General features: G+C 47.4%; 18 protein-coding genes. 12 read left to right on the top strand and 6 right to left on the bottom strand.

Annotated elements, in window-relative coordinates; all coding sequences use genetic code 11:
- The first annotated feature begins 23 nt into the window (after positions 1-23).
- On the top strand, positions 24-1943 hold the full coding sequence (locus IC229_RS11780; RefSeq protein WP_190887179.1) for a M14 family metallopeptidase: 1920 nt from the start codon (positions 24-26) through the stop codon (positions 1941-1943).
- A gap of 33 nt (positions 1944-1976) precedes the next feature.
- On the opposite strand, the gene IC229_RS11785 is transcribed toward IC229_RS11780, so the two are convergent.
- The 4 genes from IC229_RS11785 to IC229_RS11800 form a co-directional block, all read right to left on the bottom strand.
- Positions 1977-2354, bottom strand: a complete 378-nt coding sequence (locus IC229_RS11785; protein WP_190887180.1) for a VOC family protein — start codon at positions 2352-2354, stop codon at positions 1977-1979.
- Positions 2355-2600: 246 nt separating this feature from the next.
- On the bottom strand, positions 2601-3134 hold the full coding sequence (locus IC229_RS11790) for a DUF4199 domain-containing protein (protein ID WP_190887181.1): 534 nt from the start codon (positions 3132-3134) through the stop codon (positions 2601-2603).
- 93 nt (positions 3135-3227) lie between these two features.
- On the bottom strand, positions 3228-3653 hold the full coding sequence (locus IC229_RS35715; RefSeq protein ID WP_190887182.1) for a helix-turn-helix transcriptional regulator: 426 nt from the start codon (positions 3651-3653) through the stop codon (positions 3228-3230).
- Between the two features lie 10 nt (positions 3654-3663).
- Entirely contained in the window at positions 3664-4383 is a 720-nt protein-coding gene (locus tag IC229_RS11800) for a hypothetical protein (protein WP_190887183.1), read from the bottom strand.
- Between the two features lie 76 nt (positions 4384-4459).
- Between IC229_RS11800 and IC229_RS11805 the strand changes: the two genes are divergently transcribed.
- The 3 genes from IC229_RS11805 to IC229_RS11815 are packed head-to-tail and all read left to right on the top strand — an operon-like array spanning position 4460 to position 7696.
- Positions 4460-6361: a CocE/NonD family hydrolase gene (locus IC229_RS11805; protein ID WP_190887184.1), complete on the top strand. Its 1902-nt coding sequence runs from the start codon at positions 4460-4462 to the stop codon at positions 6359-6361.
- A gap of 17 nt (positions 6362-6378) precedes the next feature.
- Positions 6379-7125 (top strand): subclass B1 metallo-beta-lactamase, encoded by a 747-nt coding sequence (gene bla, locus IC229_RS11810; protein WP_190887185.1) that lies wholly within the window; start codon positions 6379-6381, stop codon positions 7123-7125.
- Positions 7126-7159: 34 nt separating this feature from the next.
- On the top strand, positions 7160-7696 hold the full coding sequence (locus tag IC229_RS11815; protein WP_190887186.1) for an arsinothricin resistance N-acetyltransferase ArsN1 family B: 537 nt from the start codon (positions 7160-7162) through the stop codon (positions 7694-7696).
- A gap of 120 nt (positions 7697-7816) precedes the next feature.
- Here IC229_RS11815 and IC229_RS11820 read toward each other — a convergent pair whose 3' ends face one another.
- Positions 7817-10483, bottom strand: coding sequence for an MGH1-like glycoside hydrolase domain-containing protein (locus IC229_RS11820; protein WP_190887187.1), 2667 nt, complete (start codon positions 10481-10483; stop codon positions 7817-7819).
- 733 nt (positions 10484-11216) lie between these two features.
- Here IC229_RS11820 and IC229_RS11825 point away from each other — a divergent pair.
- Complete coding sequence (locus IC229_RS11825; RefSeq protein ID WP_190887188.1) at positions 11217-11765, top strand: RNA polymerase sigma factor; 549 nt, start codon at positions 11217-11219, stop codon at positions 11763-11765.
- Between the two features lie 17 nt (positions 11766-11782).
- Here the strand turns inward: IC229_RS11825 and IC229_RS11830 are convergent, their stop codons facing one another.
- Positions 11783-12619: an SdiA-regulated domain-containing protein gene (locus tag IC229_RS11830; protein ID WP_190887189.1), complete on the bottom strand. Its 837-nt coding sequence runs from the start codon at positions 12617-12619 to the stop codon at positions 11783-11785.
- 196 nt (positions 12620-12815) lie between these two features.
- On the opposite strand from IC229_RS11830, the gene IC229_RS11835 reads away from it, so the two are divergent.
- From IC229_RS11835 to IC229_RS11865, 7 genes are all read left to right on the top strand, one after another.
- Positions 12816-13166: a hypothetical protein gene (locus IC229_RS11835; protein WP_190887190.1), complete on the top strand. Its 351-nt coding sequence runs from the start codon at positions 12816-12818 to the stop codon at positions 13164-13166.
- A gap of 100 nt (positions 13167-13266) precedes the next feature.
- Positions 13267-14424, top strand: a complete 1158-nt coding sequence (locus tag IC229_RS11840) for a sensor histidine kinase (RefSeq protein ID WP_190887338.1) — start codon at positions 13267-13269, stop codon at positions 14422-14424.
- Positions 14425-14501: 77 nt separating this feature from the next.
- Complete coding sequence (locus IC229_RS11845; protein ID WP_190887191.1) at positions 14502-15278, top strand: LytR/AlgR family response regulator transcription factor; 777 nt, start codon at positions 14502-14504, stop codon at positions 15276-15278.
- Between the two features lie 108 nt (positions 15279-15386).
- Complete coding sequence (locus IC229_RS11850; protein ID WP_190887192.1) at positions 15387-15971, top strand: Crp/Fnr family transcriptional regulator; 585 nt, start codon at positions 15387-15389, stop codon at positions 15969-15971.
- Positions 15972-16074: 103 nt separating this feature from the next.
- On the top strand, positions 16075-16908 hold the full coding sequence (locus tag IC229_RS11855) for a DUF2306 domain-containing protein (RefSeq protein ID WP_190887193.1): 834 nt from the start codon (positions 16075-16077) through the stop codon (positions 16906-16908).
- Between the two features lie 103 nt (positions 16909-17011).
- Positions 17012-17929: an RluA family pseudouridine synthase gene (locus IC229_RS11860; protein ID WP_190887194.1), complete on the top strand. Its 918-nt coding sequence runs from the start codon at positions 17012-17014 to the stop codon at positions 17927-17929.
- 323 nt (positions 17930-18252) lie between these two features.
- Positions 18253-21135, top strand: coding sequence for a TonB-dependent receptor domain-containing protein (locus IC229_RS11865; protein WP_190887195.1), 2883 nt, complete (start codon positions 18253-18255; stop codon positions 21133-21135).
- Positions 21136-21196 lie beyond the last annotated feature (61 nt).

Raw genomic sequence — 21196 nt, forward strand, 5'->3', positions numbered from 1 at the left:
CTTCATCTTTAAAACCAATCTTCATGAAACAGCTTTTTACAGCACTCATCTGTTTTCTCTGCACAACTGCACTTTACGCCCAAAAATCGTATTACGGTCCTGAAGCAATCTGGCCAGAACAGGATACCGCCCGTAAATTTTACACTGTAAAAGGCGACCGACACGGCATTAGTTATTTCAAAAAACACCAGTTCAAGGAAGTCCAGTATCAGCCGGGACCGACGCTTAGTTTCGACATCTATCACACGCCTGATGTCATGCACAGCTGGTGCCGCAAATGGGCTGAGCAATATCCAAATCTGGTCGATTTGTATGAAGTAGCGAAAAGCTATGAAGGGCGCCCGATTTTGCAGATGACGCTGACTAATAAGAAAACGGGCAAACACACCGACAAACCCGCAGCCTATTTTGAAGGGGGGCGGCACAGTGGCGAAGTGACCAGTAGCGAAGCCGTGCTTTGGCTAGCCAAACACCTGCTCGACAATTACGGGAAAGACCCGGTCATCACGCAATTGCTCGATACAAAGTCCATTTACCTACGTCCGCAGAACAATCCCGACGGTGCGACAATGTATTTATACACCGCCCAACGTAACAGAAGCTCGATGCGTCCCCGTGATGATGATCGTGATGGTCTGCTGGATGAAGATACCGAAGATGATCTCGACGGCGACGGCATTATTTATCAGATTCGAAAAAAAGCAGTTACAAAAGAGGAGTTCGAAAAAGCGGATTACGTACTGGACCCAAAAGACAAATCGGGTCGGTTGATGAAACGGGTTAAAGAAGGACAAGGCCAGTGGTTGGTTTATACGGAAGGTATTGATAATGACGGCGATAGTAAATACAACGAAGACGGCATCGGCGGTCTCGACAATCACCGAAACTATCCCGAAAACTGGCGCCCCGACCAGGGTGGCGATTTTACAGGCCGGGGTTACTCGCAGGGGGGAGCCAGCGATTACCCGCTCAGCGAACCTGAAACACGTGCTACGTATACGTGGCTAATGGGCCATCCCAACATTTCGGTGGTGAACTCGATGGATACGCGTGTACCGATGCACTTGCGGCCGCCCTCTACGTCGTCGAGTGCCGAGAGTATGTTCCCGCCGGATCTGGCGATTTACAAACACATGGATAGCCTCGGTCTATCGTTTACGGGCTACCCGTGGGCGGGCGATGTGTACGATACGTATCATACGCGCAACAAAACCGACCGTCTGACGGGTGATCCAACCAAACCAACGCCTTTGTTCGGCCACGGGCCCGATTTTGGCTATTTTCAGTACGGCGCTGTTTGGTATGGCGATGAACTCTGGAATGGTGGTGCCATGAAAGATTACGACGGCGACGGTGATTACGACGAATACGACGGCCTGATGTGGGATGACGAGGCCAACGGCAAACGCGGTTTCAAATCCTGGACAAAGTTCACGCACCCGCAGCTTGGTGCCGTTGAGATTGGCGGTTTTCATCCCAAATTTTTTGCGCAGAACGGTCCGGCCTGGCAGTTGGAAAACTGGATTTCGAAGCAATCGAAGTTCAATTTAGCAATGGCTAAAGAACTTCCCCAGTTAGAATTCACCGACGTAACAGTACGTCCATTGGCCAATAATGAATTCGAAGTCAGCGTATTGTGGAAGAACTCGGGTAAATTACCCGTAGCGTTGGAGCAGGCAAAACGCGTCAAGATGGTACAGGAAGACCGCGTTACGTTGGATATTGATAAAGCATTGCTGAAAGGTTTCGATCAGGCTAAAGTAGTCATTACTCAACCAACAATCACGGATAAAACTATCTATTCCGGGTACACTGGCATTGGTGAAAAGAAGGAAGCTACGTTCCGCGTCAAACTCAATCAGCCGGGGCCGCTGAAAGCCAAAGTCAAATTGCTTTCAACTCGGGGCGGTTATAAGGAAAAAGAAATTACGATTGGAAAATAAATCGTGTACGTAGTGACAAGGCATGCCTTGTCACTACGCAATGTCTTCCCAAAGCTCGATGTTATTTCCTTCAGGATCAAGGATATGCACAAACTTACCATAGTCATAAACGGCTATTTCATCCAGAATGGTTACGCCTTCGCTTTTTAGCTGCTCCACCAGTTCTTCAATATTCTCGACACGGTAATTGATCATGAAGTCCTTTTTGGATGGCTCAAAATAGTTGGTGTTTTTGTCGAAAGCTCCCCAAACGGTTGACCCTTCTTTACTTGGGTCATCTGCATCGCGCCATTTAAATTGCGTACCATAAGCCTCCATTGGTAATCCCAGATGTTGAGCGTACCAGTCTTTCATTTTCTTGGGGTCATCGCACTTAAAGAAGATGCCGCCTATTCCGGTTACTTTTTTCATGTGTTTATTTTTGTAACAGTCTTCTCAATCTTATCAGTTGATAATACTACGTTAATGGGAACAATAGATTAATGTACCCTTAACTAATTCGTTTATAGCACATTGCTGACGCTTAGGGCTTCGACAGGATCAGCCTGACAAACCAACTTAAGAGTATACTGTCAGGCTGATCCTGTCGAAGCCCTAAGCGTCAGCAATACGTTGACTTAGCCATTACACACGTTACGTTAATCCTCCTTTCGCCCATCACCCAACCGGCAGAAATTCTTTTCGACGTAGCAACGTAGCACTGAGCAACGTAATGATCAGCCCTACCGGAAAAATTTCAATAAACGTATAGGCAAATCGAACCAGCGGGTTTTTATACGACTCTGCCACCTGCCGGAAATCGGCCATCGACGTAGCGATTTCCTGTTCCGTAGACCCTTTCTTACGCATGGCCGCTTCCATATTCTGCGCCGTCCACTCCATAAAATTCGGCCAGACAGTACTGTAGTAGAATTCCCATGAAAGACAATACATTATGGACGCAATCAACGTAATAAGAATACCCACTTTAAACGCCGAACCGAACGTAATGGCCCCACCCAGATGGTTGTCGCGGTACGATTTTATCCCGAAAAAAATCAGGGATAGGGCAATGACCATGGTGGTATATCCCACCCACATACTATTGTCACCCGTAAGGGTACCATTTCGCAAAAACGGTATCGTCAGGCCGAACATACCTCCTACTATGATACCGGCAATCGTGCCATAAATCAGAACAATTTTCTTCATGATGTTTTTTCGTCAAAGCAAGTAAAACAGCCATTTGCGCGCATCACCCGAAAGTATGATTTAGCGATTTACCCCCAAAATCATCCGAATGTACTAGGGAAGCAACCCGATTTCCTTAGCTCGCTGGATGGCTTGTGTCCGGCGTTTGGAATCGAGTTTGAGAAACAGATTGGACGAATGTGTTTTGATCGTATTGAGCGAGACAAACAACGTATCGGCAATTTCCTGATTCGACAGCCCCTTTGCCATCAGTTCCAGCACCTCATATTCGCGTTTGCTGATGCCCAGCGTTTCCAGGCGTTTGGTATCGAATTGATACGTAGTTTGAGGTACAAGAACCGTTTTCGGCCGGGTGAGCTTTAAACCGGCCCAAACGCCGAACGCGGTAAACAAAACGGCAATCGTACTAAGGTAAATTTCAAGGGATAAAGAATGTACCATAAACCGAAACTCCAGCAGCTTCAGTGCTACAATTAAAGCGGCCAGCGAGAGCCCGTATAAAAAAATTGTCCGTTTCATAAGCAGCCACTTAATTCAAATTCAGGCCAAACAGCACCCCGAACCAGGGCTTTTGCTGGTAAATCCAGTGCTGACGATTCGCATCGGCCAGGTAGTCGATTCCAAAAGCCAGCCCTACGTTGAAAACACGGGCATCGTAAATCGTAGCGATACCCGCGTCGAGTACAACGCCTTCGTACTCAATACCAATCGGTGAACGGGTCACGAAATCAGTCATAGACGTAGAGCCGATACCGGCAAAAAATCCGTACCCAAATCCGCGACTCCGCAACTGACGAACCCCAAATGTCGGCGTAACCGATTGCCAACGATAATTGTATAAATCGACACGCCGGCCTACGTAGAGAGCAGCGTTAAAATTTGAATTCAGTTGGGCAGGTAAAAGTCCTTGAGCAGGCCTGATTTTAAACGGAAGCGTAAACACATCGACGTCGATTTCGCTACGTCGAAACGTCCAGTATTTATACGTTGACGGCGCTACGTATTGACGTTTATCTATCTGCTTAACAAGGAGTTGCAACGTATCACCTGAGTCAATGACGTAATGTTTTTCGTTTCGAAGTTCAGGTTGATTCATTGACCGTATGGAATAAAAATCAGGTTCCAGTGTACTCACCGATGACGTAACACGACAACTTTGCAAAGCGCAGAAGCCAGCAACATAAAGCAGATTACAAACGATACGTAGCGAAAAAGTCATAGTACAGTTACTGCTGTCTGGTTGCGACATACGCCTATCTCTATTTTAGCGAAATAATTTGAGATTAAAGACGCAATTTGGGCTATTTTGCACAAAAAAACACTGCATGCCAACGTACTGTTTCCGAACGCTAGTGGCGGTTTTATTACTTCCCGTTCTGGCCGTTGCCCAGCCAACTCCTACTGCTAATCCATACCCATTCACTCCCACGCAGGATTCAGCTTTTGTGCGCGAGAATTATCAGAAAACGGAATTTATGGTGCCTATGCGCGATGGCAAAAAGCTGTTCACGCAGATTTATGCGCCAAAAGACCAAGCTGGCAAGCATCCGATCATTATGCAACGCACTCCGTACAGTTGTGCTCCCTACGGAACCGATATATTCCGTAAGCGTGTTGGCCCGAATCCGTTCATGCTACGCGACAATTATATCGTTGTGTATCAGGATGTTCGTGGCCGTTGGGCGTCGGAGGGTACGTTTATCGAAATGACGCCCCACAAGGACGTAAAGAAAAATCCGACTGATGTGGATGAAGCGTCTGATACGTATGACACTATCGACTGGCTACTGAAGAACGTAGCAAATCATAACGGGAATGTCGGGCAATGGGGAATCAGCTATCCGGGTTTCTTTACGTCGGCGGGTTCCGTTTCGGGGCATCCAGCTCTAAAAGCATCGTCGCCACAAGCGCCAATGGCCGATTTGTGGCGAGATGATGCGTTTCATAATGGAGCGTTTATGATTGCGGCTAACTTTAGTTTTTACCCGTATTTTCAGGAACACAAGCAACCCACCAAGCAAAATCCTCCGCCCATTTTCGAAACGAATGATCCCGATGGGTATCATTTTTACCTGAATATGGGGCCATCGGCCAACTCCGAAAGCCAGTACTTTAAGGGACGTAACAAATATTACCACGAGAATTTCGAGCATCCTGATTACGACGACCATTGGAAAAAGCGGAACATTTTGCCGCATCTCAAAGGTATCAAACATGCCGTGATGGTGGTCGGCGGCTGGTACGACGAGCAGGATTTATTCGGTACGTTCAATACGTATAAGGCGATTGAAAAACAGAATCCGGGTATTCAAAATACGTTTGTAGTTGGTCCCTGGGTGCATGGTGGCTGGGCGGGGCCTTCCGGACAAACGCTTGCTGATCAGGATTTTGGGTCGAAAACATCGCCGTATTATCAGGAAAATATCGAAGCCAAATTCTTTAAACATCACCTTTTCAACGAAACTACGCCACTGGCCCTACCCGAAGCTACGTTGTTCGAAACGGGTACGAACCGCTGGCGGACGTTTGACACGTACCCACCGAAAGGCACGCAGTCCAAACAATTGTATTTGCAGGCAAACGGTAAGCTGGCGTTTACGTCGCCAGCAACCGGAGCCGCCTTCACCGAATTTTTATCCGACCCGGCGCATCCAGTGCCTTTTTCGAGTAAAATCAACGATGGTTTTTCGGCTGAATATATGGTTGAAGACCAGCGTTTTGCCTCCGCCCGCCCCGACGTATTAACCTTTCAGACCGAACCACTCAGTGACAATTTGACGCTGGCGGGACCTATTCTGGCTCAACTAACCGTGTCAACTACTGGCACCGACGCCGACTGGGTTGTGAAAGTCATTGATGTATATCCGACCGATACGCCCCAAAATCCGCAGAATAAGGACGTAGTGCTCGGCAATTATCAGCAATTGATACGTAGCGAAATTATTCGCGGACGCTACCGCAACAACATCAGCAAGCCCGAAGCCTTTACGCCCAACAAGCCGACGAAAGTTGCTGTGGAATTGCAGGACGTACTGCATACGTTCAAAAAAGGACATCGGCTGATGGTACAGGTGCAAAGTTCATGTTTCCCCTGGGCTGATCGAAATCCGCAAAAATTCGTTCCGATTTTTTCTGCCAACGAATCTGACTACCAGAAAGCTAACCATCGCGTTTATCATGGTAAACAGGGAACTAGCTTTCTGCAAATAGGCATATTGGGTCAATAGTTAACAAATTATACGTCATGCGCAGTTTCCTCACGGTTTTAACGGTATTCCTGCTACGTTACGGTCAGGCCCAATCCGTATCGGTACCCAAGCTGCTCGTAACGCCCCTGAACGACCGCGTTTATGTACACACTACGTATGGCATTTACAATAATTCGGCAGTTCCTTCCAACGGATTGATTATCAAAACGAACGAAGGTATAGTACTGGTCGATTCGGGATGGGACAGCGACACGAGTACCGATAATACGCGGCAGATACTCAAGTGGGTAGCTGATAGTCTGCATCAGCCTGTGAGACTCTGTATCGTAACACACGCTCACGACGACCGCGTTGGTGGAATTCGGGCACTTCAGAAAGCGGGCGTTCGGGTTGTTAGCACAAAGTTGACCGCTCAGAATGCGGTAAAACGGGGCTATCCGTCGCCCGAAAGTATTTTACCCAACGATACTACGTTCACCATTGGTAATGAGCCAATTCGCCCTTATTTTCCGGGAGCAGGGCACACTGATGATAACATTGTGGTTTGGTTACCGAATCAGAAAATATTGTACGGCGGTTGCCTGATCAAAAGTGTGGCCGTTTTTGGTATGGGAAATCTTGCCGACGCCAATTTAAAAGCGTGGCCGGAATCGATGCGCAACGTCATAAAACAGTTCAGAACGGCCCAGGTCGTGGTTCCCGGTCATGAAGGCTGGAGCGATGCAAAAGCACTGGAACACACGCTGCAACTCGTTACTAAATATAACGCATCGAAGAAATGATGCTACGTTCGATAGCCCTATACGAATACATACCATGACTATTCGATTCGCTACCCCCGATGATGCACCCGCTATTCTGGCTATCTATGGGCCTTATATTCAGCAGACAAGCATTACGTTCGAATATGACGTACCGAGTGCGGATGAATTTGCGGGTCGGATACGTACCATTCAGCAGCAGTTACCTTATTTGGTTGCCGAAGCAGATGGCAACGTAGTGGGGTATGCCTATGCCGCCAAACACCGTGACAGAACTGCTTATCAATGGTCGGTTGAAACATCGGTTTACGTGCATCCTGATGCGCATCGTAAGGGCATTGCCCGCCAGCTTTACACTACGTTGTTTGATTTGCTACGTCGGCAAGAGTATTATAATGTCTATGCGGGTATTACGTTGCCGAATCCGAAAAGTGAATCGTTTCACCAATCATTTGGCTTCGAGCAGATTGGCATTTACAAACACATTGGCTATAAATTCGGGGCCTGGCACGATGTAGTCTGGTACCAACTCAGTCTTCAACCACTCTCGGCACAGCCGGCCACGCCAATTAATATTGCTCAGTTAACGTAGCGGATTGTCAAGGGCAAAGCACCAGCTTTACCCTTGACCTGAATAGTACTTTGTCGTACGGGCCAAGCTGGAACGCCAGCCCGGTGGAACGGTCCTCCGTAGTGGCTTAGCCCAGACACATTACTTCTCCACACTTACGGCTTCTGACTGATATTTGTACCAGTATTCAATCAGATCGGCTACCAGACCTGTCCAACCGGTTTGGTGGCTGGTACCTAAGCCCATCCCATTGTCGCCGTTGAAGTATTCGAAATACATATAAAGGCCCTGAAAATAAGGGTCATCCTGCATTTTTTTGTAAGGGCCGTAAGCGGCTATATGGCCCGATGAATCGCGCCGGAAAATGTTGATGAGCCGTTCAGCTACTTGTACAGTAGCCTCTTTTACGCTCATAATATGACCCGAATTTGTCGGATATTCGACTTCGAAATCATCGCCGTAGTAGCGGTAAAATTTCAATAATGAGTCGATCAGCAGAAAGTTAACCGGGAACCAGATCGGTCCTCGCCAGTTGGAGTTTCCGCCAAACATACTCATCTCCGATTCGGCGGCAACGTAGCGCACCTGAAACATTTCACCATTTAAATCGAACTGATACGGTGTTTTTTCGTGGTGTTTCGAAAGCGCCCGGATGCCGTAGTCCGACAGGAATTCGGTTTCGTCGAACATCCGTTTCAGAATCATTTTCATCCGATGACCACGTAGCAGACTCAGCAGATGGGTTTCGCCTTTGCCGGGTTCGTGCCAACGCGACACCAGCGAAGCCAGGTCAGGACGGTTGGTGAGCACCCACTCTACCCGGCGTTTGAAATCGGGGAGCTTTGAGAGCAGTTCTTCGTCCAGAATCTCAACGGCAAACAGGGGAATCAACCCCACCATCGACCGAATCTTCAACAGTCGGGCATTGTGATCGGGCATGTGCAGTACGTCGTAGTAGAACTGGTCGATTTCGTCCCACAGGCTGATATTCTGCCGACCCAAGTTGTTCATGGCTGACGCGATGTGCAGGAAATGCTCGAAAAATTTGCTCGCCATATCCTGATACGTCGGTCGCGTCAGCGAAATTTCGCAGGCGATACGTAGCATGTTGAGCGTATACATGGCCATCCAGCCCGTACCGTCGGCCTGTTCGATACGTCCGCCCATTGGCAATGGCTGGCTCCGGTCAAATACCCCAATGTTATCGAGCCCCAGGAAGCCACCGCCAAAAATATTATTGCCTGCTACGTCCTTTCGGTTTACCCACCAGGTAAAATTGAGCAATAGTTTATGAAACACGCGCTCCAAGAAATTCACGTCGCCCGTTCCGTTTTGCTCCCGATCAATTTCATAGACCTGCCACGTTGCCCAGGCATGAACCGGCGGGTTTACGTCACTGAAATTCCACTCATAAGCCGGAATCTGGCCGTTGGGATGCATATAATACTCCCGCAGAATAACCGCCAGCTGGCGCTTGGCAAAATGGGCATCGAGCCGGGCAAGGGTTAGAGTATGGAATGCCAGATCCCAGGCCGCAAACCACGGATACTCCCACTTGTCGGGCATGGAGAGGATATTGGCGGTGTACATATGCCGCCAGGTTTCGTTTCGGGCATACACCCGTCCCTGAAACGGCACCGGCATTTTGGGATCGCCTTTGAGCCACTCGTTAACGTTGTAATAGTAAAACTGCTTGCTCCAGAGCATACCCGCATACGCCTGACGCTGAATGGCAAGCAGTTCGGTGTCGGTTACGTTTTTCTGGAGGTTCGCATAGAAGGCATCGGCCTCCACTAATCGCTTGTTCCAAATGGTATCAAAATCGTCGAAGGGGTGTTGCTGGCTCGTTTGCGCGCTGAATCGCAGCCGTATAGACACGCTCTCCCCGGCTGGTACCTTTTTGGTGTACTGCGCCGATGCCTTTGTACCAATCTGGTTGGGGTTAACGTAGCTTTTTTTTCCGCCCGACATAATGTAATTATTGATGCCGTCCTTTGGGTATTTCGTTACGTTCGGGCGTCCATAAAGCCGTTCGGTATTGGTGTCATTGTCGCAGAACAGCAACGTATCGGCGTCTTCGCAGTAGAGCTTATATTTACCTAACTGCCTGTGATTCACCTCAATCTGATTATTGGCAATCCCATTGAGCATTGGGCGATCTTTGTATTGATCGTAGCCCCAGGCCCAGGTATTCCGAAACCAGATGGTGGGCAGCAACGTCAGCGGAGCCGTTTTGTCGGAGCGATTGTGTGCAGTTACTTTCACCAGCCAGTCGTTCTGGTCGGCTTTGGCGTATTCAATAAAAATATCGAAGTACTCGTCTTTGTCGAAAATGCCCGTGTCCAGCAATTCAAATTCCGGCTCCTGCCGACTTCGGCGGGCGGATTCAATCACAAGCCGATTATACGGAAACTCCTGCTGCGGATACTTGTAAAGCATCTTCATATAGGAGTGCGTCGGCGTACTGTCCAGATAATAATATAGTTCCTTTACGTCCTCGCCATGATTGCCTTCCGGCCCGGTCAGGCCGAACATACGCTCCTTCAGAATCGTGTCTTTGTGGTTCCAGAAAGCCAGTGCAAAGCAGATGTGGCCTTTGTTATCGGAAATGCCACCGATACCTTCTTCACCCCAGCGGTAAGCGCGCGAACGGGCCATATCGTGCGATACGAAATTCCAGGCATCGCCATAGGGGCTATAATCTTCGCGGACTGTACCCCAGGCACGTTCGGATAGATAAGGTCCCCATTTTTTCCAGCCTTTATTATCGGCTCGTTCGTAAATACGTTCGCGTTCGGCAGTTGGCATAAAGTTCTATCAAGTCTGGTGGGGCTACGTTCAATTCACCCGAAGCCGTTTATTCGTATACGCTGATTAAACCGGTTAAGTCGCTTCGGCAAAATCTGTTTGGTAAACAAGCATCAAATATAGTTATGCATGCTGAGTATTTACCCGAAAAAACGGGCCAAATTCTGCTTTTTACGTATTTGACAGTCAGAAAGATACTGTTCTAACTTCATGGTACGGTTCATCATTACGTGTTTCGACGCAAAAAACGAGAGAAGTCATTTCTTAAATTAGGCTGCTTTCCTAATGTTCTCTGTTTAACTAACTGGGGAAAGGAAAGCTTTTATTATCTAAAGAATCTCTAAAAAACCACCATGACTCAACGTGATACGTCCCTCAACCTCACTATGTATATCTCTGCGTTTTTTACAGCTTTAGAAGCAAAACCCTAGCCAAATACATGAAGTTTTATTGATGTAAATACAATTTTAATGACCGTCTAATAAATAAATTAAGTATCAACTTGAAGAGTATAATTATATCGATATTCAAAATAAAACCAATAATAAGTGTCTAAAACACATTTATAGTGAATAAAATACTAAAATCGCATCTTTTAAATTTACAAATTTAATTTTTCATTAACATATATCAGCTGTGTACCAATAGTTTATTCAATTAACCTAAGCTTTATCAATATAAAACATTGCTAGCAACGTATTGTATTAATTATAAAAAAACTAACCTGAACGTTATGAAAAATACAAATTTTTTAAAATATAACTCAGCACCATCCCATCAGTTTGACACCAGTAATTTTGAAGAGCTTTATCGAAAGTACGTAAAAAAAGTCTATCAAAAATGCCTGTCTATGACGAAAAGCGTTGCCACCGCTCAAGACTGCACACAGGAAATTTTTCTAAAAGTGTTTGCAAATCGTCGTCAATTCAAGAATAATTCACATCCATCTACCTGGCTCTACGCCATTACACAAAATCATTGCCTGGACCTAAATCGTATTGAGAAGCGGTTACCCACTTCGCCCCTCCCCGATTCTTTTGACGCTGACGCAGGGGCAGACGATTATGAAGCAGCCAGCGAACAAAGCAAGCTCCTTGCCAAAGCTATGCGAAAACTTTCGGCTGAAGATGAGGCACTTATGCGCCTTAAATACGAACAGAATTATTCTATTCAGCAACTCAGCCAGCAATTCGGTTTATCGGAAAGCGCCATTAAAATGCGGCTGAAACGTAGTCGGGATAAAGTGAAAGAATTACTGAATAAAGCCCGAAGCTTCGAGTAACACACAAAAAATCAGCCTCACTTTTTATAATTAAACTTGAGTATATACCCTTTCTTGCCGTCGCCTTCGCTGGCAATGAACAGGTCGCCGTTTGGCGCGAAACAAATGCCTTCCGGCTGGCGAAATAACTTGGAATCCAGTACGGCGGAATAGGTAATTTTTGCCCGTCGACTCGTAATAACCAGTCGTTTACCTACCGACGTCAATACGTACCAATCGCCTGTAATGGGATGAACTGCAATCCCCGAAGGCTTGTAATCTTTAGGGTCAATCCCCGCTCCTTTCAGTTGCTCGTCGTTCAGGCTCATGTCTTTGAAAACCGCCCGATTTAATAAGTCGAACGAATACACAGCTTTATCGCTGGACGGGCCACCGCCGTTTTTTACGGCAATCAATAGACGCTTTGTTTTGGGATCATAACCGAGTCCTTCTACTTCGGTTTTCTTGGGCAACTCGGTTTTAGTACGTCCAATCTCCTTCGATTCGGGCTTGAACCGGAACAAATTGCCATTGCTTTCGAGCACATACACTTCATCGTTCACGTATTCGATACCTTCAAAGTCGCCATAACCGCCAAAACCAAACTCATTTGTTACCTTGCCTTTGCCCGTATCGAATTCATAAACAACGGCTTCTTCGTCCTGAACACAGAGCAGTTTGTGGTCTTTGTAATACGTTAGTCCCGATATTTCTTTCAGTTTTTTAGGCAGTACGTAGGTCTCAGTCGGTACGTCGAGTTGATAGGGTAATCGAAAGGGAGCGGTAATAACCTCGGCTTCGGGTTTGTCGGTTTTCTTCGAGGAAGGACCACAACCTGTAACTAATAATAACACTGCCCAGATAAAGCGATTCATACTACGTTCGGTTTGGGGTAAAGGTACGAGGCAGGGATGTTTTTACCACCCCCAACTAAGCAGTTACTACGTATCCGTCATTTATCGTCCTGAATCTCAGTCTCATCATCAAAAAATCGTCACTCAGCAAAACTGATTTTCCAGAAAAAGATCGCCGTTCCAACTTTGCTACGTCAAACGATAAACAAATACAATCATGAAAAAATTAGCCATTTTGATGCTGGGGTTGACCATCGCCACCGCATCGTTTGCCCAAACTACCGACAAAACTCCTGAAACAAGCGTTTCAATTACGACTGACCAAAAACTGAAACTTATCGTTGGTCGTGAGTCAGCTATTGCCACCGTTCGATTGCTCGATGCGCAGGGCCACGTACTTTATTCAGAGCAAGCTGATTTGCAGGACGGACTACGACAGAATTTTGATCTGACAGCCCTGGACTATGGTACGTATGAACTATCCGTGTCAGTCGGGAAGGAGCGCGTTGTGAAAGAATTTGTGATTGACGACAAGCCCGCTCAGAAAATCATTGAGGTTCGCTCATAAACGCGAAGCTGGCATTCGCCCAACCAAAACCGGCATTCCGCCGGTTTCTTTTTTGCCAGACGTCTGCGCTGAATAGTTTTGTATAATGACTGAATCTACGCTGACATATCGGCTATCCAACTATCAAAAATGGCAACTCGCCCTGAGTGTGTTTGTCATCTACTTTCCTATACGAATGTACGTTAATGGCGCATCGATATCCTGGTTGTTCATGCCACGTAACATTCCGTTCTGGATTCTCGAAATCATTGTCAGTATTCTGTTTTTATACCTCTGGCTGAACGTAACAGAGTGGCTTCAGCAACGCTACGTTACGCGGTTTGGCGACGGTTTCTTTATTGAATTCAAGATTCCAGCCCAGATTGCGGTGTTGGTCATAGCCAGCGCGTTAGCTGTTACGTTCAACATTGCCTTTTCTTCATTGTGGCACAGCCTGGATGATGTATTGGAGCAGCGTTTTGGTTTCAGTCAGTATCAGGAACCTCGCCCACCCCGTCCGCAAAGCCCACCCCGTTCACCTGAAGATCGTCGAAGAAACCGCGATCAGCGTCGGCGAGTGAATAATGGCTTAACGGTGATGGCTATGATATCAACGTTTTATCTGGCGGCCAATCGCCGGGCAAATCGAAGGCTGGAAGATGTGCAGATACGGGCTGAACGACTGGAAAAAGAGAACCTACAAGCTCAGTTTGCAGCTCTCAAAAGTCAGGTTAATCCGCACTTTCTGTTCAACAGTCTGAGTATTCTGTCGTCGCTGGTACACGCCGATCCTGAACTGTCCGAAAAATTCATCGATCAATTGTCGAGAGCTTATCGCTATATTCTGGAGCAGAAAGACAACGAGCGGGTTCTTCTGAAGACCGAACTCGAATTTATCCAGGCGTATCGTTTCCTGCTGAATATCCGGTTTGAAAACAAATTCGACATCGCCATTGACGTACCAAAAGACGCGCAGAACCGATACAGTATCGCCCCGCTCACCTTGCAACTACTGGTCGAAAACGCCGTTAAACACAACCGTATGTCGGCAAAAGAGCCATTGCACGTATCGATTCAACTAGAGGGTAATTGTCTGGTTGTCAAAAACAATCTGCAACAGCGCCCACAAACCGAAGCCTCAACCGGAGTTGGCTTGCAAAACATTATCAACCGCTACGCCCTGCTCACCGATGAGCCGGTCTGGGTAGGCGAAAGCGACGGAAATTTTGTGGTGAAAATTCCATTACTAAATGGCGAAAAAGCGAAAGAGGTGATCTAAAGAGTGAAAGAGCGCAAAAAAGCTTGCGTAAGCCTTTCATTCTTTAGTTACTCTTTCACTCTTTGGCTCTTTAAACTATGAACGTTGTAATTATTGAAGATGAGAACCTGACAGCCAAGCGGCTAGAGGGATTGCTCCATAAATATGACCCTTCTATTAACGTACTGGAGCGCCTTCCTTCAGTGTCCGAAGCGGTTAGCTGGTTTTCGGCTCCGCATCCGGTCGTCGATCTGGTGTTTATGGATATTCACTTAGAAGATGACCTTGGCTTTCGCATTTTCGAACAAACGGAACTGACCACGCCGGTTGTTTTTACGACCGCCTACGACGAGTACATGATTCAGGCGTTTAAGGTGAACAGTATCGATTACCTGCTGAAACCCATCAATTACGATGAACTGGTAGCAGCTATCGAAAAATTCAAGGCTCTTAAGAAGCAGTTTGGTCAGGAGAACCCGGGTACGCCCGACATCGAGAAGTTGCTCAATCTAATTGGCAAGCCCAGAGAAACTGACTATAAAGACCGGTTTATGATTACGGTGGGGACGAAAATACGTAGCATTCCTACCACCGATATTGCCTATTTTTTTCTGGAAGAAAAAGTGGTCTTTCTGGTTACCAAAGATGGCCTGAATCTCCCCGTCGATTACAGTCTGGATAAACTCGTTCAGCTACTCAATCCCCGGCAGTTTTTTCGGATTAGTCGCCAGTTTCTGGTGTCGCTGCCAGCCATTCAGACCATCCATACGTTCTCGGCGGGCAAACTCAAGCTCGATTTGGCACCAAAATCCCGCCACGAAGTCTTCGTCAGTGGCGACCGCATGACCGAGTTTAAGGAATGGCTTGGGAAGTAAGTTTAAAAGTCAATAGTCATAAGTCGTCAGGTATGGCAACGTAACAGCCTAACTGCCTATCTTTACTCAAGAGATTAATTTTGTGGACTTGAGTAAATACACGGGAGCATGGAGCATTACTACGCAAGATTCTTCAGTTACATTGAAGAAATTATACCCCTGCCCGAAACCGACAAGGAATCTATTCGGCAGTCCTTTAAGCCGATTTTTGTACCCAAAGACACGATTATTGAACCCGCTGGTCAAATTCCTCAGTATCACAATTTTATTGTCTCGGGCTTCATGCGGAATTTCCATCTGGATAAAGACAACAACGAAATCACGGTTGATCTTAACAAGGGCTCCCGTTTTTTTACGTCTTATTTCCATTTCATGAACCGCTCGGTTTCCAACGAAAACCTTCACTGCATCACAGATTGCGAATTACTACGTATCAGTCGAGACGATGTAGATGCAAGCGCGAAACGTAGTACTACCCTGAAGGATTACACCATACAGATTCTGCAAAAACACCTCGAAGAAGACAAACAACGACTCAATGATATGACTACGCTGACGGCTGAAGAACGGTATGAAAAATTTCTCAGCGAGAAACCGGCCATTATCCAGAACGTACCGTTACGTCACGTAGCGTCTTATCTGGGTATTACGCAAAGGCATCTGAGCCGACTCAGGAAGGAAATTGACTTCTGACACTCATACGGCAAAAAAACCGCTCATCCGTATTGGACATTTGTCTAATCAGCCAGAAAAAGGGCAGCCTTAAGTTTGACTAAAACTTAACTGGCTTCCTATTATGGTTACTGCAAATCCTCTACCCCTCAAAGAAAGAAACGCTACGTATGCAGCAAAAACCCTCACCTACGCAGCAGCCATATGGCTGGCTGTTGCAACGGTAGGTCAATGGTTATTTGGAATCTATATTCTCTTCTTTTACGGCAAAGCCACCATTACGGGTGATTTTGAGCGATGGAACGATGTGTTGCCGCGCGGTTATGTCGAAGGGGACTGGAAAGGAAATCTTATCATTGGGGCACACGTATTGTTGGCTGCAATCCTGGTTATCGGTGGGCCGTTGCAACTGATTCCTCAGATACGTAAACGTTTGCCTCATTTCCATCGCTGGCTTGGCAGAATCTACGTAGTATCGGCAATCGTTGTCAGTACGGCTGGATTATTCATGCTCTGGACGCGGGGTACGGTTGGCGACGCCACGCAGCACATCACTAACAGTATTCAGGCAATTTATATCGTTTTGTTTGCCTTACTCACCATCAAATACGCCCGATCTCGGCAAATCGCTAAGCATCGAGTCTGGGCGCTACGTCTGTTTATGGTTGTGAATGGTGTCTGGTTTTTCAGGGTGTTGCTGATGGGCTGGTTAGTCATCAACGGGGGGCCTGTCGGTTTCAATCCCAAAACATTTACGGGTCCATTCCTTACGGTTTTGTCAATTTTCACGTATGCGATTCCGGCTTCGCTCATTGTGCTGGAACTCTACTGGTATGCAAAACGAAAGCAGAATAGTAGGCTTAGTTTCGTTACATCAGCCCTCATTTTTCTATGTACTATTATCACGATTATCGGCATTTTCGGAGCAACAATGGGCATGTGGCTACCCCGATTGTGAATGAGTTCAAAGCGCGAAAGTGTGAATGAGCGAACCTGACGGATGGCCTTTCACAATTTCACTCATTCGTTCTTTCACTCTTTATACTTCGTACCTTTGTCGGATGGAAAGCCCCCAATCACCCAGCCCGCGACGTGGCGAACGTACCAACATCAATTTAACCGTTTCGGAACCCGCCGAATTGATGACGTTCTTACTTACTCAGTTACCGCACAAGAATCGAAATAACATCAAATCGCTGCTACGTAACAAACAGATTCTGATTGAAGGGAAGGTTTACACACAGTTTAATCATCCGCTACGTCCGGGGCAGATCGTTACGGTAGCGGCCAGTCGGGCACCCGAAACCTCGCAATATCGGGGGCTTACTATTCTTTATGAAGATGTTCACCTGATTGTCATCAACAAACAGGCTGGCTTGCTCTCAATGGCTACGAACAAAGAGCGCGACCGTACGGCCTATGGCATTCTGAGCGACTACGTTAAAAAAGAAAATCCGAAGAATAAAATCTTCATCATACACCGGCTCGACCGCGAAACGTCGGGCGTGATGATGTTTGCACGTAGTGAAAAAGTACAACGTATCATGCAGGAAAACTGGAATTCCACCACCAAACAACGTACCTACGTAGCACTGGTAGAAGGTGTTCCCGAACCACATCAGGGGACCATTACGTCCTACCTCCGCGAAAGCAAAGCGCTGATCGTGTATTCCAGCCAGAACCCGGAGCTCGGGCAGTTGTCCATTACCAATTATAACGTAGTGAAATCCAACCGCCATTTCGCCCTGCTGGAACTGGAGCTGGAAACCGGACGTAAAAATCAGATTCGGGTACATATGCAGGACATTGGCCATCCAATTGCGGGCGATACCAAGTACGGCGCTACGTCCAACCCGATCGGTCGATTGGGGTTACACGCTGAAGTGCTGGCATTTGACCACCCCATTACCGGCGTACCCATGCGGTTCGATGCAGCCATTCCGAAAGGCTTTCTGAGCGTATTGAAGGAAGCTAATTGACATTTTTTGTCATGCTGACGAAGGAAGCATCTTAAGGCGTCCAAACTTGAGGGTAAGGATGCTTTAAGATGCTTCCTTCGTCAGCATGACAAAAAAATAGCCTATTCATAATTGCGTATTCACGTTGTTTAAACTTTACTCTTCAATTAAGGTTATTCGTGCAGTACAAAAGCAAAATTGTATTTATCCCATTTTGATCCTTTTGGGCCGCACTGACCTCCGTTGCCAGTTTCTCGCTTTCAGCAGCCAAAAATCGGCATTCGACCAGATTAATTTCCTGGTTCAGTGCTCCTGCAGGACCTTTGGGGCTCAAACCTGAAGTTATGAAGACGCTGCTACTTTCCTTATGTATCCTCGCTGGCACTACCGCTTCGTTTGCCCAGGTGCCCGCCATTCCCGGCAGCACGACCGCAACGACACCGGTAACGCCGAGTAACCCAACTACTACGTCACCCGCAACCAGCACACCAGCCCCAACGGCTCCCGTATCCCCACCAGATCCGTTTGGCAAAACACCAGCCACAACCGCTCCCGACAATTTTACGATGCCGGGCGGACAAACGCCTGCTCCCATTCCCGCCGTTCCCGACAATGTTCAGCCATCGCCGGGTGCTACGCCATCGGAAGCCGATCCAATTGCTCGTGGTAATGGCAAAATAACTGGGGTACTTACTGATTCATCGACCAATAAGCCTGTTGAATTCGCAACCATCGCCCTGCTCAATATCTCGACCAACAAACCCATCGACGGAACCACCGCCGATGCCAAAGGGCAATTTACGTTGAACCGCCTGGCTCCCGGCAGATATCGATTGCAATATTCCTTCATTGGTTACAAGGACAAACGTAGCGCCGTCATTACCATCGATAAGGGTACCAACATTAATGTGGGTGCAGTTAAACTGACGCCCGATGTACGTACGCTTAGCGAAGTAAACGTAGTAGGTCAGGCCGCCGTTATCGAAGAAAAAGTAGACCGGCTGGTGTACAACGCCGATAAAGACATTACCGCAAAAGGGGGAGACGCTACCGATATCATGCGAAAAGTACCGATGCTTTCTGTCGACCTCGACGGGAACGTATCACTACGTGGCAGCGGCAACGTACGCGTACTGATCAACAACAAACCATCGACCATCGTAGCGGCCAGTGTAGCCGATGCGCTGAAGCAGATTCCGGCCGATCAGATTAAAACGGTAGAAGTCATTACGTCGCCATCGGCTAAATACGATGCCGAAGGTTCTGCCGGTATCATCAATATCGTCACCAAAAAGAATACGTTACAGGGACTTACGCTGGATATTAACGGCGGAGCTGGTAACCGGGGTGCCAATCTGGGCCTGAACGGTAACTACCGCACGGGCAAAATGGGCTTCTCGCTGGGTGGATTTGGTCGGGCGGAGTATAACGTAAAAGGCGCGTTCCTGAACGATCAGACAACGCGTAGTTATGACCTGGCCACCAATACGTATTCAGGTATAACCCGGACAGTTCAAACCGCCAATACGTTGAGTCAGCGTATATTCGGTAACTATCAGTTGGGCTGGGATTATGACATCGACAAAAATACGTCGCTGACAGCCAGCCTGCGCTATGGTGCCCGAAACGGGATTATGAATCAATTCAACCTGCTTACGCAGACAACTACGCCCAATAGCTATTTCCCCATCCTCAACGATCGGAACGTAAAAACCACTGATTTATCGGGTACGGTCGATGCGAATGTGAGTTACACAAAAACGTATAAGCCGCAGCAGGAATTTAGCGTACTGGCTCTCTACAGCCGGAACAACCGCACGAACGATTTCGTAGCTGACTTGCTGAGCAACGCTGATTTTCAAACCATAACGAGCCGTCAGAAAAACAACAACGATAGCTACAATCAGGAATCGACTTTACAGGTTGATTATCAGACACCTATCAAAACCAATCAATTGATCGAATTTGGTGGTAAGGGTATTTTCCGGCAGGTAAACAGTGAATATCAGTACTTCTTTTCTACAGGCGATAACGGTGCGTATCAACTCGATACCAGCCGCCCATCCAACACGTTGTTTTACGACCAGAACATCGCCGGTACGTATCTGTCGTATACCGTACAAACGAAAAGCAAATACACGATCAAGGCAGGAGCTCGCTATGAGTATACTTTTATCAACGCCAAATTCAGCAATGAATCGGCGGGGCAGGCAACCTCCATTCCGAACTACGGTGTGCTGGTTCCCAGTGTCAATATCTCGAAAAGTCTGAAAGGTGGACGTATCATCAAGCTGGCGTATAACCGTCGGATTCAGCGGCCGGGCATTCAGTTCCTGAACCCGAACGTCAACTCCGCTAACCCGACGAACATTACGATTGGTAACCCGTATCTGTCGCCCGAAATCACGGAGAACGTAGAGTTCAGCACGAGCATGAATATCAAAGGGCTTTACCTGAATGGGTCGATCTTTGCCCGACGTACCAACAACGAAATCACGGCTGTTCGCGACGTATCACAGCAATCCATCGGTGATCCGACCAATCCAGTTTTCCAGCAGGTGATACGTACCAGCTATCAAAACGTTGGTCGTCAAGATGCTATCGGGTTGAATTTGTTCGGTAACGGTACGTTGTTCTCCAAACTGCAATTGGGTGGCGGTATCGATTTATACCACGTTAATCTGACCAACAACAATGCAAATCCGATTTACTCGGCTTCTAACTCAGGCTGGGTAATTGGCGGACGGCTCATGAGCAGCCTGTCGCTGAGCAATGGCTGGGGTGTTCAGGTGTTTGGCGGTGGACGTGGCAAACAGGTGCAGCTACAAGGCGAGCAAAGTGCCATGTATTTCTACAACATAGGCGTCCGGAAAGAATTCAACAATAAGAAAGCCAGCCTGGGTATTGCGGCCGAAAATATCTTCAACCATCCGTTCACTCAGCGTTCTGAGTCAGTTTCGCCGATTCTGACCCAATATTCCCAAAATAGTTTCTACAACGCAGGAGTTCGGTTGACGTTCAACTACAAACTCGGCAAGATGAGCTTCGACGCTCCACAACGTCGACGGAAATCGGTTAATAACGACGACGTAAAAGGTGGCGATGAAGGTGGTGGTAACGCTGACAATAATAACAATGGTGGCCAGCAGCAACAGTCAGCGCCAGCGGGTGGTGGAAACCGTGGTGGTGGCAATCGTGGTGGCGGTGGTGGCCGTGGCCGTCCTTAATCGACTCTGATACAACAACCTCATAATTGGAAAAGGTGATGCCCAAATACCTCCTGCACTG

The sequence above is a fragment of the Spirosoma profusum genome (assembly GCF_014699005.1).
GTDB lineage: Bacteria > Bacteroidota > Bacteroidia > Cytophagales > Spirosomataceae > Spirosoma > Spirosoma profusum.

Excerpts from the sequence above, each read along its gene's own strand:
- IC229_RS11780 (WP_190887179.1), top strand. The coding sequence starts at position 24 with ATGAAACAGCTTTTTACAGCACTCATCTGTTTTCTCTGCACAACTGCA.
- IC229_RS11785 (WP_190887180.1), bottom strand. The coding sequence starts at position 2,354 with ATGAAAAAAGTAACCGGAATAGGCGGCATCTTCTTTAAGTGCGATGAC.
- IC229_RS11790 (WP_190887181.1), bottom strand. The coding sequence starts at position 3,134 with ATGAAGAAAATTGTTCTGATTTATGGCACGATTGCCGGTATCATAGTA.
- IC229_RS35715 (WP_190887182.1), bottom strand. The coding sequence starts at position 3,653 with ATGAAACGGACAATTTTTTTATACGGGCTCTCGCTGGCCGCTTTAATT.
- IC229_RS11800 (WP_190887183.1), bottom strand. The coding sequence starts at position 4,383 with ATGTCGCAACCAGACAGCAGTAACTGTACTATGACTTTTTCGCTACGT.
- IC229_RS11805 (WP_190887184.1), top strand. The coding sequence starts at position 4,460 with ATGCCAACGTACTGTTTCCGAACGCTAGTGGCGGTTTTATTACTTCCC.
- bla (WP_190887185.1), top strand. The coding sequence starts at position 6,379 with ATGCGCAGTTTCCTCACGGTTTTAACGGTATTCCTGCTACGTTACGGT.
- IC229_RS11815 (WP_190887186.1), top strand. The coding sequence starts at position 7,160 with ATGACTATTCGATTCGCTACCCCCGATGATGCACCCGCTATTCTGGCT.
- IC229_RS11820 (WP_190887187.1), bottom strand. The coding sequence starts at position 10,483 with ATGCCAACTGCCGAACGCGAACGTATTTACGAACGAGCCGATAATAAA.
- IC229_RS11825 (WP_190887188.1), top strand. The coding sequence starts at position 11,217 with ATGAAAAATACAAATTTTTTAAAATATAACTCAGCACCATCCCATCAG.
- IC229_RS11830 (WP_190887189.1), bottom strand. The coding sequence starts at position 12,619 with ATGAATCGCTTTATCTGGGCAGTGTTATTATTAGTTACAGGTTGTGGT.
- IC229_RS11835 (WP_190887190.1), top strand. The coding sequence starts at position 12,816 with ATGAAAAAATTAGCCATTTTGATGCTGGGGTTGACCATCGCCACCGCA.
- IC229_RS11845 (WP_190887191.1), top strand. The coding sequence starts at position 14,502 with ATGAACGTTGTAATTATTGAAGATGAGAACCTGACAGCCAAGCGGCTA.
- IC229_RS11850 (WP_190887192.1), top strand. The coding sequence starts at position 15,387 with ATGGAGCATTACTACGCAAGATTCTTCAGTTACATTGAAGAAATTATA.
- IC229_RS11855 (WP_190887193.1), top strand. The coding sequence starts at position 16,075 with ATGGTTACTGCAAATCCTCTACCCCTCAAAGAAAGAAACGCTACGTAT.
- IC229_RS11860 (WP_190887194.1), top strand. The coding sequence starts at position 17,012 with ATGGAAAGCCCCCAATCACCCAGCCCGCGACGTGGCGAACGTACCAAC.
- IC229_RS11865 (WP_190887195.1), top strand. The coding sequence starts at position 18,253 with ATGAAGACGCTGCTACTTTCCTTATGTATCCTCGCTGGCACTACCGCT.